13 protein-coding genes are annotated in these 14899 nt (G+C 39.5%); 12 read left to right on the top strand and 1 reads right to left on the bottom strand.

Features of this window, described 5'->3' with window-relative positions; genetic code table 11:
• The 7 genes from GPK88_RS15695 to GPK88_RS15725 all read left to right on the top strand — a co-directional run.
• Window positions 1-537 (top strand): hypothetical protein (locus GPK88_RS15695; RefSeq protein WP_215708018.1); only part of this gene is annotated, 537 nt, incomplete at its 5' end.
• Window positions 538-622: 85 nt separating this feature from the next.
• Window positions 623-2317 carry an AAA family ATPase gene (locus tag GPK88_RS15700; protein WP_174095864.1) on the top strand — a complete coding sequence of 565 codons (1695 nt, stop codon included), beginning with the start codon at window positions 623-625 and terminating at the stop codon, window positions 2315-2317.
• Window positions 2318-2459: 142 nt separating this feature from the next.
• On the top strand, window positions 2460-3638 hold the full coding sequence (locus tag GPK88_RS15705) for a hypothetical protein (RefSeq protein ID WP_215708019.1): 1179 nt from the start codon (window positions 2460-2462) through the stop codon (window positions 3636-3638).
• Window positions 3639-3909: 271 nt separating this feature from the next.
• Window positions 3910-4734, top strand: coding sequence for a HipA domain-containing protein (locus GPK88_RS15710; RefSeq protein ID WP_174095866.1), 825 nt, complete (start codon window positions 3910-3912; stop codon window positions 4732-4734).
• A complete protein-coding gene (locus tag GPK88_RS15715; RefSeq protein ID WP_118071653.1) occupies window positions 4709-5530 on the top strand; it encodes a helix-turn-helix domain-containing protein in 822 nt (273 codons plus the stop codon). The genes GPK88_RS15710 and GPK88_RS15715 overlap by 26 nt, the downstream gene beginning before the upstream one ends.
• A 5-nt stretch (window positions 5531-5535) precedes the next feature.
• Window positions 5536-6666, top strand: a complete 1131-nt coding sequence (locus GPK88_RS15720) for a hypothetical protein (RefSeq protein ID WP_215708020.1) — start codon at window positions 5536-5538, stop codon at window positions 6664-6666.
• Window positions 6667-6692: 26 nt separating this feature from the next.
• The gene (locus GPK88_RS15725) at window positions 6693-7799 is read left to right on the top strand and encodes an AAA family ATPase (RefSeq protein WP_215708021.1); all 1107 of its coding nucleotides are present in this window, start codon (window positions 6693-6695) and stop codon (window positions 7797-7799) included.
• Window positions 7800-7959: 160 nt separating this feature from the next.
• On the opposite strand, the gene GPK88_RS15730 is transcribed toward GPK88_RS15725, so the two are convergent.
• A complete protein-coding gene (locus GPK88_RS15730) occupies window positions 7960-9246 on the bottom strand; it encodes a KAP family P-loop NTPase fold protein (protein WP_215708022.1) in 1287 nt (428 codons plus the stop codon).
• A gap of 336 nt (window positions 9247-9582) precedes the next feature.
• Between GPK88_RS15730 and GPK88_RS15735 the strand changes: the two genes are divergently transcribed.
• The 5 genes from GPK88_RS15735 to GPK88_RS15755 all read left to right on the top strand — a co-directional run.
• Complete coding sequence (locus GPK88_RS15735; RefSeq protein ID WP_215708023.1) at window positions 9583-11037, top strand: sugar transferase; 1455 nt, start codon at window positions 9583-9585, stop codon at window positions 11035-11037.
• A gap of 126 nt (window positions 11038-11163) precedes the next feature.
• Window positions 11164-12411 (top strand): nucleotide sugar dehydrogenase, encoded by a 1248-nt coding sequence (locus GPK88_RS15740; RefSeq protein ID WP_215708024.1) that lies wholly within the window; start codon window positions 11164-11166, stop codon window positions 12409-12411.
• Between the two features lie 829 nt (window positions 12412-13240).
• Window positions 13241-13417, top strand: coding sequence for a hypothetical protein (locus tag GPK88_RS18965; protein WP_252197789.1), 177 nt, complete (start codon window positions 13241-13243; stop codon window positions 13415-13417).
• A 513-nt stretch (window positions 13418-13930) separates the two neighbouring features.
• Complete coding sequence (locus tag GPK88_RS15750) at window positions 13931-14680, top strand: WecB/TagA/CpsF family glycosyltransferase (protein WP_330626712.1); 750 nt, start codon at window positions 13931-13933, stop codon at window positions 14678-14680.
• Window positions 14681-14682: 2 nt separating this feature from the next.
• Window positions 14683-14899 (top strand): glycosyltransferase family 2 protein (locus GPK88_RS15755; protein WP_215708026.1); only part of this gene is annotated, 217 nt, incomplete at its 3' end.

Below are 14899 nucleotides of genomic sequence, written 5' to 3' on the forward strand. Positions count from 1 at the left end.
GCAGATTATTATGCCGCAATGCTGAATACGGCCATTACACTTGGATATTGGAAAGAAGACAGAAAGGTATTAAGTGCAACCTTTGATCTTTTGTTTTTATCTTTTTATTTATGCTTCGATGTCTTTGCAAAAAACTCCAACAGAGATTTCTCGAATTATCAGGAAAAAGATATAGAATCATATGATCATCCATACCCCGGCATCCGGATGTATTACTGCAGTCTTGCGATCTGTGATTTACTTATAAGAATTAAAGGAGATAATGAGCTTATCCGGGAACTTATCAGCAGCGGATTCGATGCGATGATTTCCTACGAAAAACGGGCTCTTGGAAAAGAAAAATACCGGGACAGCTACTTTTCCATTGCAGGAACCCAAAAAGGCGCTATGCATATTCGGGCACTGGTAAATGGCTGGAATGAACTGGTAGATGAATATAACCGATATTCGTATGTTACAATTTATAAAAATGACAATGTCGAATCCCTGTCATATTTTCTTGGAGAAGACGGAGAGTTTCTTCGTCAGGGAGTATAACTTTACGTGAAAAAGGTTTCATGATATCATATTTATAGTAAATAATGATATCGTGAAACCATTTTTTGTTTTGGGAGGTGCTTCAATGCCAGAAAAAAAGAAACTTCCAGTAGGAATAGATAATTTCGAAAAAATAATCAAAAACAACTTCTATTATGTCGATAAAACAGAAATGATTCACAGTCTAATCCAAAACTGGAGCGAAGTAAACCTTATCACCCGCCCACGGCGTTTTGGAAAAACTCTGAACATGAATATGCTTCAGACCTTTTTTGAAATCGGGACAGATCCCAAAATATTTGAAGGCCTGAAGATCTCCGAAGACAGAGAATTCTGCGAAAAATATATGGGACATTTTCCCGTAATTTCCATCAGTTTAAAGAACGTTGAAGGAATGAACTTTGAGAGCGCCTGTGCGGCAATGAAATATGCGATCGGTGCAGAAGCCTTAAGATTTTCTTTTCTGGAAAAAAGCCCTGAGTTATCAGAAACAGATAAAAAAATGTATAAAGCCCTGACAATGGTTTCTGACACCGGTGATTTTCAAATGTCATACTCAGCAATGGAAAAATCACTGTTAACCTTATCTTCCTTACTTTGCAGACATTATGGAAAAAAAGTCATTCTTCTGATTGATGAATACGATGTACCCCTGGATAAAGCTTTTCAGAATGGCTACTATGAGGAAATGGTATCTCTGATCCGAAACATGTTTGGTAATGTATTAAAAACAAATTCGAATCTTTACTTTGCCGTATTAACTGGCTGTCTGAGAATTGCCAAGGAAAGTATATTTACAGGCCTGAACAATTTTGAAGTATTATCGGTACTGGATGTGCAGTACGACGAATACTTTGGCTTTACCGATACAGAAGTACAGGATATGTTAAATTATTACGATTTATCCGGACACTATACAGAAGTCAAAGAATGGTACGACGGTTATCAGTTTGGAAACACAGAAGTATACTGCCCGTGGGACGTAATCTGTTACTGCAAAAAATTATATGCAGATCCCAACGCCAAACCGGAAGATTACTGGTCCAATACCAGTGGAAACGCAATTGTACGAAGATTTATCAACAGAGCAGACAGTCAGACAAAAAACGACATCGAAAGACTGATCGCAGGAGAGACTGTAACAAAGGAAATCCACCAGGAACTGACATATAATGAGCTGGACAGCAGCATCGAGAATCTGTGGAGTGTGCTTTTTACCACCGGCTATCTGACTCAGAAAGGAAAAACAGCAGAAAATCAGTTCCGTCTGAAGATCCCCAATCTGGAAGTAAAAAATCTCTTCATAAAGCAGATCAGAGAGTGGTTCCGGCAGACCTCAAGGCAGGATGGCGACACCCTGAATCAGTTTTGTAATGCTTTTTCAGAACAGAATCCGGAAAAAATAGAAGAGCTTTTTGGAAACTATCTGTGGAATACAATAAGCATCCGTGATACAGCCACTGCGAAGAAAGAAAACTTTTATCACGGAATGCTTTTAGGACTTCTCGGATACAAAGATAACTGGATCATCCGGTCAAACGCAGAATCCGGCACCGGCTACAGTGACATTCTGATAGAAATACCAGAAAGCCGGACCGGCATTGTCATTGAGGTAAAGTATGCCGAAAATGGAAAAATGAAGGATGCCTGCACAGAAGCGTTGCGGCAGATCGAGGAGCGGAAATATGCTGCAAAATTGGAGGACGATGGCATGCGGTCGATTATTAAGTATGGGATTGCTTGTTATAAGAAGGATTGTAGGGTGGTGAAGGCATCGTAATGTAAAGACGATAGTAACAACAGAAAGAGTATATCATATATTCTGGAAACTAGAAAATTTCTTTACCAAAAAGTTAAAGATATAGTTTACCTCGAATGTGAATTGATTATGAACTATTTACTGCATCGGAGGAAAATTAAGTATGAAAGATACTGCTTTTTACAGGGAAGTGAAAATTTTATTAAATGGTGTGCGTTCATATGGAATAGAACATTGCCGTGAAAAAAATCCAAATAAATTGTTGACGGATTCTGCTGAATGGGAAGAATTTATGCTTCAGGTTCATAAAGGTTTTTTTATGACACAAAAGAATTCAATTTTTATGCTGCAGAAAATTTTGAAAGAACAAAAACAAATAAAAAGTGATTTAAAACAGGCGAGAAGAAATAGGAATTCTGATAGTATAAAAAAGTTAAATGAATTATTGGATAAAATTAAATATCAGGAAATGGTTGTACGTAAAGCGATGGATTCGATTGCCTGGCAAATTTTAAAATATGATCTTACAGTTATGAGAAGACTTTATCAAGGTCATGAATTGATAGATATTACTGACTCCAATCTGGAATCGGAACTTCGTTATATAGATAAATATTTGGAAGAAAATCCGACAGGATTTGTGTTGATTAGTGATTTAACTTCTTTTGTGCAGGTTGGAGATGTTGTCAATCTTAGTCTGCAAAAAGGTATCCAGATAATTGAATTAAAAGAAGGAAAGAAAAATGGGGAAATATTCCAGATAATAGATACACTTAAAGAGATAGATTGTCCATATTATTTGAAAACAACATTGGAAAATATGGATAAAAAAACAAGAGAACAATTTGTAAGGGAAATAAAACAAATAGGTAGAGGACTTGAAGTATCAAAAACAATAAATGAAGGAGTGGGAACAGATCTCTTTACAGGATTATCTGTAAAAATTGATAAAAATGAAATAGAATTAGAAACATTCCAAGAAATAATCAATAAATTATTGCAGGAATGCGACAAGAAAGGTTATGCAATTTCTGTTATAGATGATTGTCTGCTACTTGGCGTATATGAAATTGATAAATTTCCGAGTATTGCATTTGATATATGGGTTAACACACTAGAAATAAAGATGCCTATAGTGGATTATCGGCGAAGCATATATGATCCTTTAGGCTTTCCGGTGTTTCTGCAACCATTTCAGGATAAATATATTTTAGAACTCATTCAGGGAAAAAAGATTATTAAAATGACAATAGATATAGAGAAGTGGCTGAAATCGTTTGAAGAAGATGGGATAAAATGGAGATGGTTAACGGAGAAGGAAACTGCCCGAATAAATTCATAATTTAAAGGGAAAAGTGGAATATTTAGCTTAAATAAAAGAGGCCTAGAGCTTGAAAGTAAAGAAGGGAAAAAGCAACATATTGGAGAAGGTATTTTTTCACGAATATTTACAGGTTTCAATACACCATCTTCAATGAAAAAGATACTTATAAAAGCGTTCAGATAAAAAGTTCCCAGTGTAAAATCTTGTAAACTTTTCCATGAGAGGATAACGATAAAAACTTGACGTAAAACAAGTAAAATCATATAATAAAACAAAAAGGAGGTTATGCATGAGTACCCGTATCATTCACGAAAAACAAGACCTGAAATATCTTCAATGGTCACAGATCCGATCCTCATCCGGAACAGCAGGTTCTTTTCTGAAAGCAACAGACGACTTACAAAAACCAAAGAAATACTATAAGTTATCTAATTATGATGGTATAAATGGAATAATAGGACACGAATGTGTAAATGAACTAATTACAGACAGACTTCTGAATATTCTGGGAATAGAGCACCTTCATTACGATTTGATTCATGCAGAAATAACCGTAAATGATAAAAATATAGATACGTACTTATGCATGTCCGAAGATTTCAAGAAAATAGGAGAAAACAAAGCAGCACTGGATACATTCTATGAAGCAGAACATCTGGCTCATGAAACACCAATGGAATTCTGTATACGCAATGGATGGGAAAAATATGTATATGAAATGCTGGTGGTTGATTTCCTTATTTTAAATCGTGACAGACACGGGGCAAATATCGAGGTATTACGCAATTCCGAAGAAAAAACGCTGCGTCTGGCACCAATTTTCGACCATGGCTTATCGTTGCTGTTCAGTTGTCATACAGAAGAAGCAGTCGAAAAATTTGATATTATGCAGGACAGGCCGGTACAATGTTTTGTTGGCTCCTATTATGCACAGCAAAACCTGCAGCTGATTCCCCGGGAGAAAATGCCTCAGCTGCATCCCTTACAGGAAAAACATAAAGCAATATTATTGGAAGGACTAGATGGCATTATTCCCCGGTATTTACAGGAAAAAATCTGGAACATGATCTGGAAAAGGTGGTTATACTATGAAAATTTTTGTAATCAGAAATGAAGAAGACAAAACAAGAAAAAATCTCGCCTATCTCATCTATTATGAAAAAGACAAGCGATTTTATATAGAACTCCCGGACGATGCAGACATCTGGGAAACACCCCTGATTCTTTCCTCCCGCCTGAAACGCGGCGAAAAGACCATAAATGCATACTGGAGTAAAATCTGGGTTCAGCAGAGGATTATCCCTCAGGATCGGCAAAATCTCGGAAGAATCCTGAAAGACAATGGCCTGGACAGCTATGACGAGTTCAAACTCCTTGCTATGACCGACGGCCGCTGTGCACAGGACTATTATTATCTGACACCCGTTGCCGAAAAAGATCTCCCGGACTATATCAAAAAAAGAAATACCATAAAAGTAAAAGATGTATTCCCACTGAAAAATTACACATTGTTGATATCCTTTTACGATGACTCCGTCCGGAAATGTAAATTAGAAGATCTGGTCGGCTCAGACAGACACTTTGCACCAGTATTAAACAATGAAAAAATCTTCCGTTCAGTCAAAGTAGAAACAGGAGGCTACGGAATCTGCTGGGGAGAAAGCGAAAGCCTGTGCATCCCAAGAGAAACGCTTCATAAAGCAGGGAAAAAGATTCCACTTACCAGTAGCGAACTTCAGAGCATGATAAGCGACCATATTATAGATTCCGCCCAAGCAGCAGAAGAACTGGGATGCTCCAAGCAGAATATCGACGACCTTGTAAGAAGAGGGAAGCTTACTGCTGTGAAGGAAGGTCAGCGGTATCGGTTGTTTATGAAAAGTGATATTGAACAAAGGAGATGGAAGTAAAATATATGAACAGACCCGTCGACTGGAAAGCATTCGAATACAAATTTTCCACAGATCCCCGCCCCGCATTCGAAGGCCTCGCCTACATCCTATTCTGCTATGAATTCAAACAGACCTACGGAATCTTCCGATACTACAACCAACCCTACATCGAAACACAGCCTGCCAACACAGCCGATGGCCATAAAGTCGGATTCCAGGCCAAATACTATGACGCAGGAACGCAGATGTCATCCAAAGAACAGGACCTGAAAGACGCAATCAAAGGGGCCAAGAACAAATATGCCGGAATTGACCGGATAATTTTCTATATCAATAAAGAATTCTCCGCCAGCAGTGCCAAAGACAAAGATAAACCAGAATATCAGCTGCACATTGAAAAATACGGAGCTGATTTAGGAATCGAAATCCAGTGGAGAGGCCAGAGCCACATAGAAAAAATGCTGGCAGAAGAAGAACTGAAATACGTAAAAAATATGTATTTCAATGCAAAAGACGGAATTGACCGGTTTCACGAAAACCTCATAAATCACAAAAACTCCATTCTGAAACACATCCATTCCACAATCCAATATAACGAAAAAGAGGTAAAAATCTCCCAGGATTACCAGAAACTCACAGACTTCCAGGAATCAGACACCCAGGTAATGATCATCCACGGGGCAGCAGGCGCCGGAAAATCAGCCACAGTAAAGGACTTTCTTGAAGCAGAGAAAAACCAGAAAGAGAAAATCACACTAATGTTTTCCGCATCCGATCTGGACGTAAAAGAAGAAAATCTGTTTCTCTATGATGGAAATTACGGCTTGCAGGATTTATTCGGACTATACAAAAACGAAGAACACAGACTATGCATCATCGATTCCGCAGAAAAATACTGCACTGCAAAATATCCGGAAGTATTCGGAGACATTCTCCAGCAGTTTCTGGATCACGGATGGAAAATACTGATCACAATCCGGAGTTTTTATAAAGACAGTTTCTGCAATACATTCCTGAAAAATGCTACATACAGTGAACAGGAAATCCCGAAACTGAAAAAAGAAACATTGACACAGATAAACAATCAGTATCCCTTCGTGCTGCCCGCAGACCCAAAAGTACAGGACCTGCTGTGCAATCTGTTTTATTATTAATAATAGGAAAATAGCAGGAGGCATATATGTTTTTAAAATCCTTGGTTCTTCATAATTTCAGATGTTTTTCCGACCTGACTGTTAATTTTAACAACCGACTTACTGTAATTGTAGGAGGGAATGGCGCAGGAAAATCAACAGTGCTGGATGCTGCCACTATTGCGGCAGGAACACTGACATCTGCAATGGATGGTCTGACAAATTATGGAATAAAAAAAGGCGATGCACACTATAAGTGTTTTGATCTGGGAAGTAATGTAGATGTGCAGCCACAGTTTCCTGTTGAAATAACGGCAATTGGTGATGTTGATGGAAAAGAAATTACCTGGACCAGAAACCTGAATTCCGCAAAAGGCAGAGGAGGACTTGCATCGGCAAAGCCGTTAACTCTGGTAGCGGAGTCCTATCAGGAGAGAATGAGAAGCGGAGACAGAGAATTAAAGCTTCCGATTATTTCCTATTACGGAACAGGGCGGCTCTGGGCTCAGCATAAGGAGAAAAAGGGTGATACTTTCGAAAAGAATAACAGAAGTAACGGATATATTGACAGTCTGGATGGCGCTGCCAATGACAAACTGATGATGAAATGGTTTCAGAAAATGACACTACAGGAATTTCAGAGAAAACAGGAAATTCCGGAATTTACAGCGGTAAGAACTGCATTGGAAAAGGTGTTTGCATCGATTACGGGATTTTCTGATGTGAAAGTACAGTATAATCCGGATACCGGGGATCTTGATGTTATTTATTATGACAAAGATAAGAAACATATCCGGATTCCTGTTTCTCTGCTCAGTGACGGATACAGATGTACCATAAGTCTGATTGCCGATATTGCGTACAGAATGGCTCTTCTGAATCCGCAGTTGTTAGATAATGTATTAACAGAGACAGAAGGAATTGTTTTGATTGATGAAGTGGACCTTCATTTACATCCCACCTGGCAGAAACGTATTTTAAAGGATTTAATGGAAATTTTTCCGAAAGTACAGTTTATTGTAAGCACACATGCGCCGGAGGTGATTAATTCGGTGAAGAGAGAGTCGGTTGTGGTGTTGAAGGATTGTGGAGTTTGGGAGGCTGCGGATGAGACGTATGGTAAAGATGCCAATACGATTCTCAGAGAAGCATGAAGAAGTCCCCGGTATTCGCACTACTAGGGACTTCACTTTTTGTCCATATGGACTTGCTATTTCTTTTCGCCTATTGGCATTATATCATATGCAGTTTTTCTTTACAATATACTTTTGAAACATTGAAATTCAAGAAAGAGAGTTTTGCTTGTTACAGCCTTCATTCAATAACCCTGGAAAGTTGAGTAAACTTCCGCATCAGTTCATCCGCTTCTTTTATGGATTTTGCGTAAGAGCATATATATGGTACACGGATAGTGGAATCTAAGTCTCTGGGAGCCAAAACGGGATTCTGAGATAAGGCCCATCCTTTCTGATACCAGATTATTCTGGCGATGGGATGATCTCCTAATTTGTGATAAGCTTCTCCATCGTAATAGGACTTCTTTAAAGGTTTAATGTAGTCGTCTAGCAGCTTATCCAAAATGCTCCGAAAATTTGATTTAGCCTGTGCAGATTGTGAAGCACAATAATCCTGAATCAAAACCACCAACTCATAAACAAGACAAGAACAATCCAAAACATTATCGGTAATCATATTATGAATAAGCTCCGCCTTCTTCCATATTTTTTCCTGGGTACGAATATCCAGATTTGCCATAAGTGTCGGAATTACATTATAACACCAGTTTATTGAAATATCTGAACCAAAAAAGCGGCTGGAAAAATCAGAATATTTATCCCAGTAATCAGAAGCAGGCTTACCAAAATCAAGCTGTACATAAAAATCAATAATCTTTTTCAGATAAGCAGAAGTATCAATATCCGTCCCATAAGCAGTTTTAATCACCTGAGTCAGTTCATTCCGATCAATGGCCAGAAGCGTGATAAAATTATCAATGCCGGAAAAAATATGATGGATATTTTCCAGAACACGGATGCTGTATTCCGGAAGACAACGATCCAATTCATCGACAATGAAAAGAATTGTTTTGTTTTCCGCAAGCTCCGCCAACGCATCACGCACGCTGTTCAACGCCTTTTTCAGAGCAAATATATTATCGAAGGCAAAGGTAGCTTCCTGTCGCTTCTGAATATGTTTATCAAGATTATCTACAATGTTGATTGGATTAAAGCCAAGTCTATTCTTAAGCAGTGTACCAATATATTCCGAAGCAGTTTCTTTAATTGTGTCAAGAATACCATCTGTAACATTGGCAGATTCCAAATCAAGAGCCTCAATAACAGAAGACAGCATAGGGATAATAGGTTCTGCGTAAAAATTGTTCTTCCAGCAGTCATAGCGGACAATAAAATAACGGGATTCTTCGGAAGTATCTTCGCAATTAGCCTTTAATTTCTCTTCAAGAAGATTCAGAAGAAATGTTTTCCCACATCCCCACTGACCGTTTATGGCAAAAGTGGAACCGGTTTTCATCTGCGACAGATTGTGAATTACGGTAATGAGGTTATCGAGATCCTGGGTGCGTTGTAAATAATCTATCATCGTATATGTACCTCCGTTGTAAAATGTCGGTGAATTATATTATATAGTAGATAAATGTTAAAATCAATCAACAGAAGCTTATGTAGTGTCATGTTTCAGGCTGCTGCAGGAAATATTCTGAAATAACCGAAGAATCGGAAAAATGCTAAATGGCATATTCTGTAAAAAACAGACACCTTACGTCATTGACACATCCAACAACAGATGGTATGATAAAATAGAAACAAAATGTCCATATTTCGATGTAAAAAGACACAAAACAACACAATGACAGCGCAGGTTACATCAAATCCGGATAGATAGAAACAACACATATTTGGAGGAAAGAGAAAAAAGATGTACGAAAAGAAATCTCATGGGTGGTATAAACATAAGGATTTTATATTACTGGATCTCATATGCCTGTTTTTAGCATATATATTCGCATATTATATTCGAATTCACGATTATATCAATTTTATCAGCAATGAAACTTACCGCAATGCGCTGGTGTTCATTCTCGGTACCAATCTCATCGTGATCATGGTGTTCGAAATCTACACAGGAGTCCTCAGAAGAGGCTATTACCGTGAACTCAATATCCTGGTCAAGCAGATCATTGTAGTGGAGCTTGCAGCAGGCCTGTATCTGTTTACGGTAGACAGCGGAAGACATTTTTCAAGGGCAGTCCTGTATCTTACCGGTATTATCTTTGGTGTTTTATCCTATGCAGCCAGAATCTTCTGGAAAAAACATCTCGTACATATAATGGCAGAAAGAGGAGAACATTCTCTTTATATTGTAACTTCTTCAGATATCGCGGAATCTGTGGTGGAGTCTGTCCGCAAACACAATTATAACCGCTATGACATTAATGGGATTATTATTACAGATGGTGACATGAGCGGAAATGAGATATCCGGAATCCCGGTAGTGGCATCGGTTAAGAACGCCTCTGCTTTTATCTGCCAGCACTGGGTAGATGAAGTCCTGATCAATGTAAGTGAGGATTATCATTATCCACAGAAACTGTACGAAGAGCTTCTGGAGATGGGAATTGTAGTCCACGTCAACCTTGCCAGAATCCGTAAAACTTCTGGACAGAAACAGTTCGTGGAAAGAATCGGCGATTACACAGTGATCACCACAAGTATGAACTACACCACAGACCGTCAGGCTATGGTCAAGAGACTTCTGGATATTGCCGGTGGCCTTGTCGGTTGTCTGTTAACAGGGATCATCTTTATTTTTGTGGGACCTGCGATCTACATCAGTTCCCCGGGGCCTATCTTCTTCTCCCAGACCAGAATCGGTAAAAACGGAAAGCCTTTCAAGATGTACAAGTTCCGCAGCATGTATATGGATGCTGAGGCAAGAAAAGCGGAGCTGATGTCCCAGAATAAGATGAGCGACGGCCGTATGTTTAAGATTGACTTTGATCCTCGTGTTATTGGTAATAAAGTTCTCCCGGATGGACGGAAGAAGACTGGTATTGGTGAATTTATCCGGAAGACTTCTTTGGATGAGTTCCCGCAGTTCTGGAATGTACTGAACGGGTCCATGAGTCTGGTGGGTACCAGACCGATTTTGCCGGATGAGCTGGAGCAGTATGAGCTGCATCACAGAGCAAGGATTGCCATTAAGCCGGGAATTACCGGGATGTGGCAGGTTAGTGGTAGGAGTGATATTACGGATTTTGAGGAGATCGTGAGGCTGGATACGGAGTATATTTCGGAGTGGAATATTGGGTTGGATATAAAGATACTTTTTAAGACTGTGTTGGCGGTTATTAAGAGGGATGGAAGTTGTTGATGTCGAATGTTGGACTTGACTGTTTGAGTTTGATGGGTATAATGTAGAAGGATTACTTAACCAAATGAGTAGTACAGATATCTGTCTGATTTATTTTGGCCTGACCAATATATGAGGTGACATTAGATGAAGAATTATACAATAGCAGTTGCAGGTACCGGCTATGTGGGTCTGTCAATTGCGACACTCCTTTCTCAGAATCATAAAGTATATGCTGTAGATATTGTTCCGGAGAAAGTGGAACTGATCAACAACAGGAAATCCCCCATCCAGGATGAATACATCGAAAAATACCTTGCGGAAAAAGATCTCGATCTGACCGCAACCCTGGATGCGAAATCTGCCTACAAAAAAGCGGATTTTGTCGTGATTGCGGCACCTACCAACTATGATTCCGTTACCCAGAATTTTAATACAGCGGCAGTGGAAGACGTAATTAAACTGGTAATGGAAGTAAATCCGGATGCGACCATGGTGATCAAGTCAACGATTCCGGTTGGCTATACCAAGTCTGTCCGGGAGAAATTTCACTGCAGCAACATTCTGTTCAGCCCGGAGTTTTTAAGAGAATCCAAGGCTCTGTATGACAATCTGTATCCAAGCAGAATTATCGTTGGTACAGATATGGAAGATGAACATCTGGTTCATGCTGCACATGAGTTCACAGGCCTGCTTCAGGAAGGCGCAATAAAAGAAGACATTGATACCTTGTATATGGGCTTTACAGAAGCGGAGGCTGTTAAGCTGTTTGCCAATACTTATCTTGCTCTGCGTGTGGCGTATTTCAATGAGCTGGATACTTATGCAGAGAGTAAAGGACTGGATACCAAGCAGATTATAGAGGGGGTTTGTCTTGATCCCCGTATTGGCAGTCATTACAATAATCCGAGTTTTGGCTATGGGGGTTACTGTCTGCCCAAAGATACCAAACAGCTTCTGGCGAACTATGCGAATGTGCCTCAGAACATGATGTCTGCTATTGTGGAGAGCAACCGGACAAGGAAAGATTTTATTGCAGACCGTGTTCTCCGCCTGGCCGGTTATTATGGTTATGGGGAAGAAAACGAATGGAATAAAGATCAGGAAAAGAATGTTGTGATCGGTGTTTACCGCTTGACTATGAAGAGCAACAGCGATAATTTCAGGCAGAGCAGCATTCAGGGCGTTATGAAGCGTGTGAAGGCGAAAGGCGCTACTGTGATCGTGTATGAACCGACGCTGAAAGACGGAGAGAGGTTCTTTGGCAGTGTGGTTGTGAATGACCTGAAGAAGTTTAAAGATATGAGTGATGCTATTATTGCAAATCGGTATGACCGGGCTCTGGATGATGTGAGGGAGCGGGTTTATACGAGGGATTTGTATGGTAGGGATTGAGGAATTGGTTTATGCTGTGTGTTTATGGCATAAACGTGAAGATGTATGGTATATAAGAGAATGTGGAGGCGAAAGGATACATATGGATGAGTATGAGAAGGCACGTACCGTTTGAGAGAAATATTGGATGCAAAGGCCGCATGTTTTGTATGCGGATTTTTGTTGTAGTTGTGGGTTCTGATAATGTCTACCTCAAACTTTCAGTGGCGGCATGATGGTCTACGGTGGCGTATAAAACTCATGCAAAATACCCTTACTGCGAGCCTGTTTTATTGCAGAGCAAGGGACGGACATGATACCTTCATTTTTCCGAAGAATTAGAGGCGGAGGTTGAAAGCGTTGAAAAGCTCAAAATCTATTTTCCGAATAAATTTATTGCAGACGAGAGATGGACATCATAACTGCATTTTTCTGGGGAATTAGAGGTAGTGAGTGGTAGATGATTGTTCATGTTGCAACAAGAGGAAAATATGAACTTGTACAGTTTTAACAAAGTGAGCTGGCGAACAGGTTATGACAATAAGGGTCAGCACTTTGAAAAATGGAGAAGTGCGACTGCGAGTTATGACAATAAGACTTAACACTTTGTTGGTGAGCTGGTATGAAGGTGTCTACCATAAAGTTTCAGTTGAAGCGAAATGAGTGAGTAGCCAATGACAGGTCCACATAAAAGATTCAGTGGTGGTCGGATGATGACCACTGTGAGAAAAATGATAACTACAGTGTGATAGCCATCCGCTATGGATGATAAACACACTGTTTGATATAGATTGCTTGGCTCAATATGAGCCTTACCATATAAGTAGAAAAAGAGGAAAAGGTGCGAGAAATGGAGTATAAGAGAAAGGTTGATAAAAAACGCATTCCAACTTGCAATATTATGGGCGTTAATATTGCGGCGATTAATATGGAGTGGTTGGTAGACTATCTCGAAAAAAATATTTCGGAAATAAAAGGAGACTACATATGTGTCTCAAATGTCTATCCTGTAAAATTAGTGGCTTAAAATGGCAGGAAAAATCATGTCCACACCCATGAAAAACTACCAAACCAAGGCAAAAATCAGCGTTTTGGATATACATATAGTGAAGTCTGATAACATCATTTTAACACGAAATGCAGTGGGTGATTAGAAATTCGCACCTATTTTAACACGAAATGAGCGAGTCAGACGCAAGGGTAAAAAGCTGATTTTCTGCATTTTGGATAGAGGGGTGCAGATGGCGATAAAGGTAGTTGGGACTGAAAATGTAGTGAAATCAAGGGTTTTGCGATAGATGGGTACGGAGAAGCGGTGGAGGTATTTTGCTGTGGTCTGTATCCAAATCACTTCATTGTTGAGAATAAAAAAGCAGAATGTACTTGGGTCTATCCTATGAAGATTAGTTGAGGGAAAAGGTTGATTTTAAGGAAAAAAGGCTTTCGGTACAGAAACGCACCGGAAGATTTTATATAGAGCAATTTTAGAAAAAAATGTTGGTAAGGATGGAAGCAAATGAATTGTGAATATCAGCATAAGGTGAATAAGAAAGAAATCCCAGTTTGTAACATCCTGGGTGTAAATATTGCGGCAATCAATATGGACTGGTTGCTGGATTTCACGGACAAGAATATTAAGGATTTGTCTGGCGATTATATGTGTGTTTCAAACGTCCATACCACAGTGACTTCTTATGATGACCCGGATTATTGTGCTATTCAGAATGGCGGTATTATGGCTATCCCGGATGGTGGTCCACTGTCCACAGTTGGTCGTAAGCGTGGGTATGCAAATATGGAAAGAACCACAGGGCCTAGTTACATGGGTGAAATCTTGAAGGCTTCTGCTGAAAAGGGATATCGACATTACTTTTACGGCTCCACTGAGGAAACACTTGAAAAGTTATATGAAGCATTGAATGAAAACTATCCGGGCATTCAGATTGCTGGAATGTACAGCCCACCATTCAGACCCATGACGGCAGAAGAAGATGTTGCTGTGGTTAAGCGTATCAATGAGACAGAACCGGATTTTGTGTGGGTTGGTCTTGGTGCTCCGAAGCAGGAAAAGTGGATGGCTGCCCACCAAGGTGTGGTGGAAGGTTTTATGGTCGGCGTTGGAGCTGGCTTTGATTATTTTGCAGGAAACATTGAGAGAGCCCCAGAGTGGATGCAGAAATGCAATCTTGAGTGGGTTTATAGACTGATGCAGGATCCGAAGAGACTGTTCAAGAGATATTTGGTGACGAACATGAAGTTTATTTGGAATGTTGTTGTGAGGGGAAAGTAAGTATGAAATATAGTATCATTTTACCTTGTTATAATGTGGCAAAGTACTTAAATCGATGTTTAGATTCCATTTATTCTAATAATAATATTTCTGATTGTGAAGTGATATTGGTAGACGATGGTTCTACAGATAATTTTAAAAAAATCTGTAAGAAGTATTTTGATGTAACCGATGAATTACTTGCAAAATCTGAAAGTGAATTCGAATTCGGGGGGGGGG

Origin of the sequence: Blautia sp. MCC269 (assembly GCF_018785655.1) — a bacterium.
GTDB lineage: Bacteria > Bacillota > Clostridia > Lachnospirales > Lachnospiraceae > Blautia_A.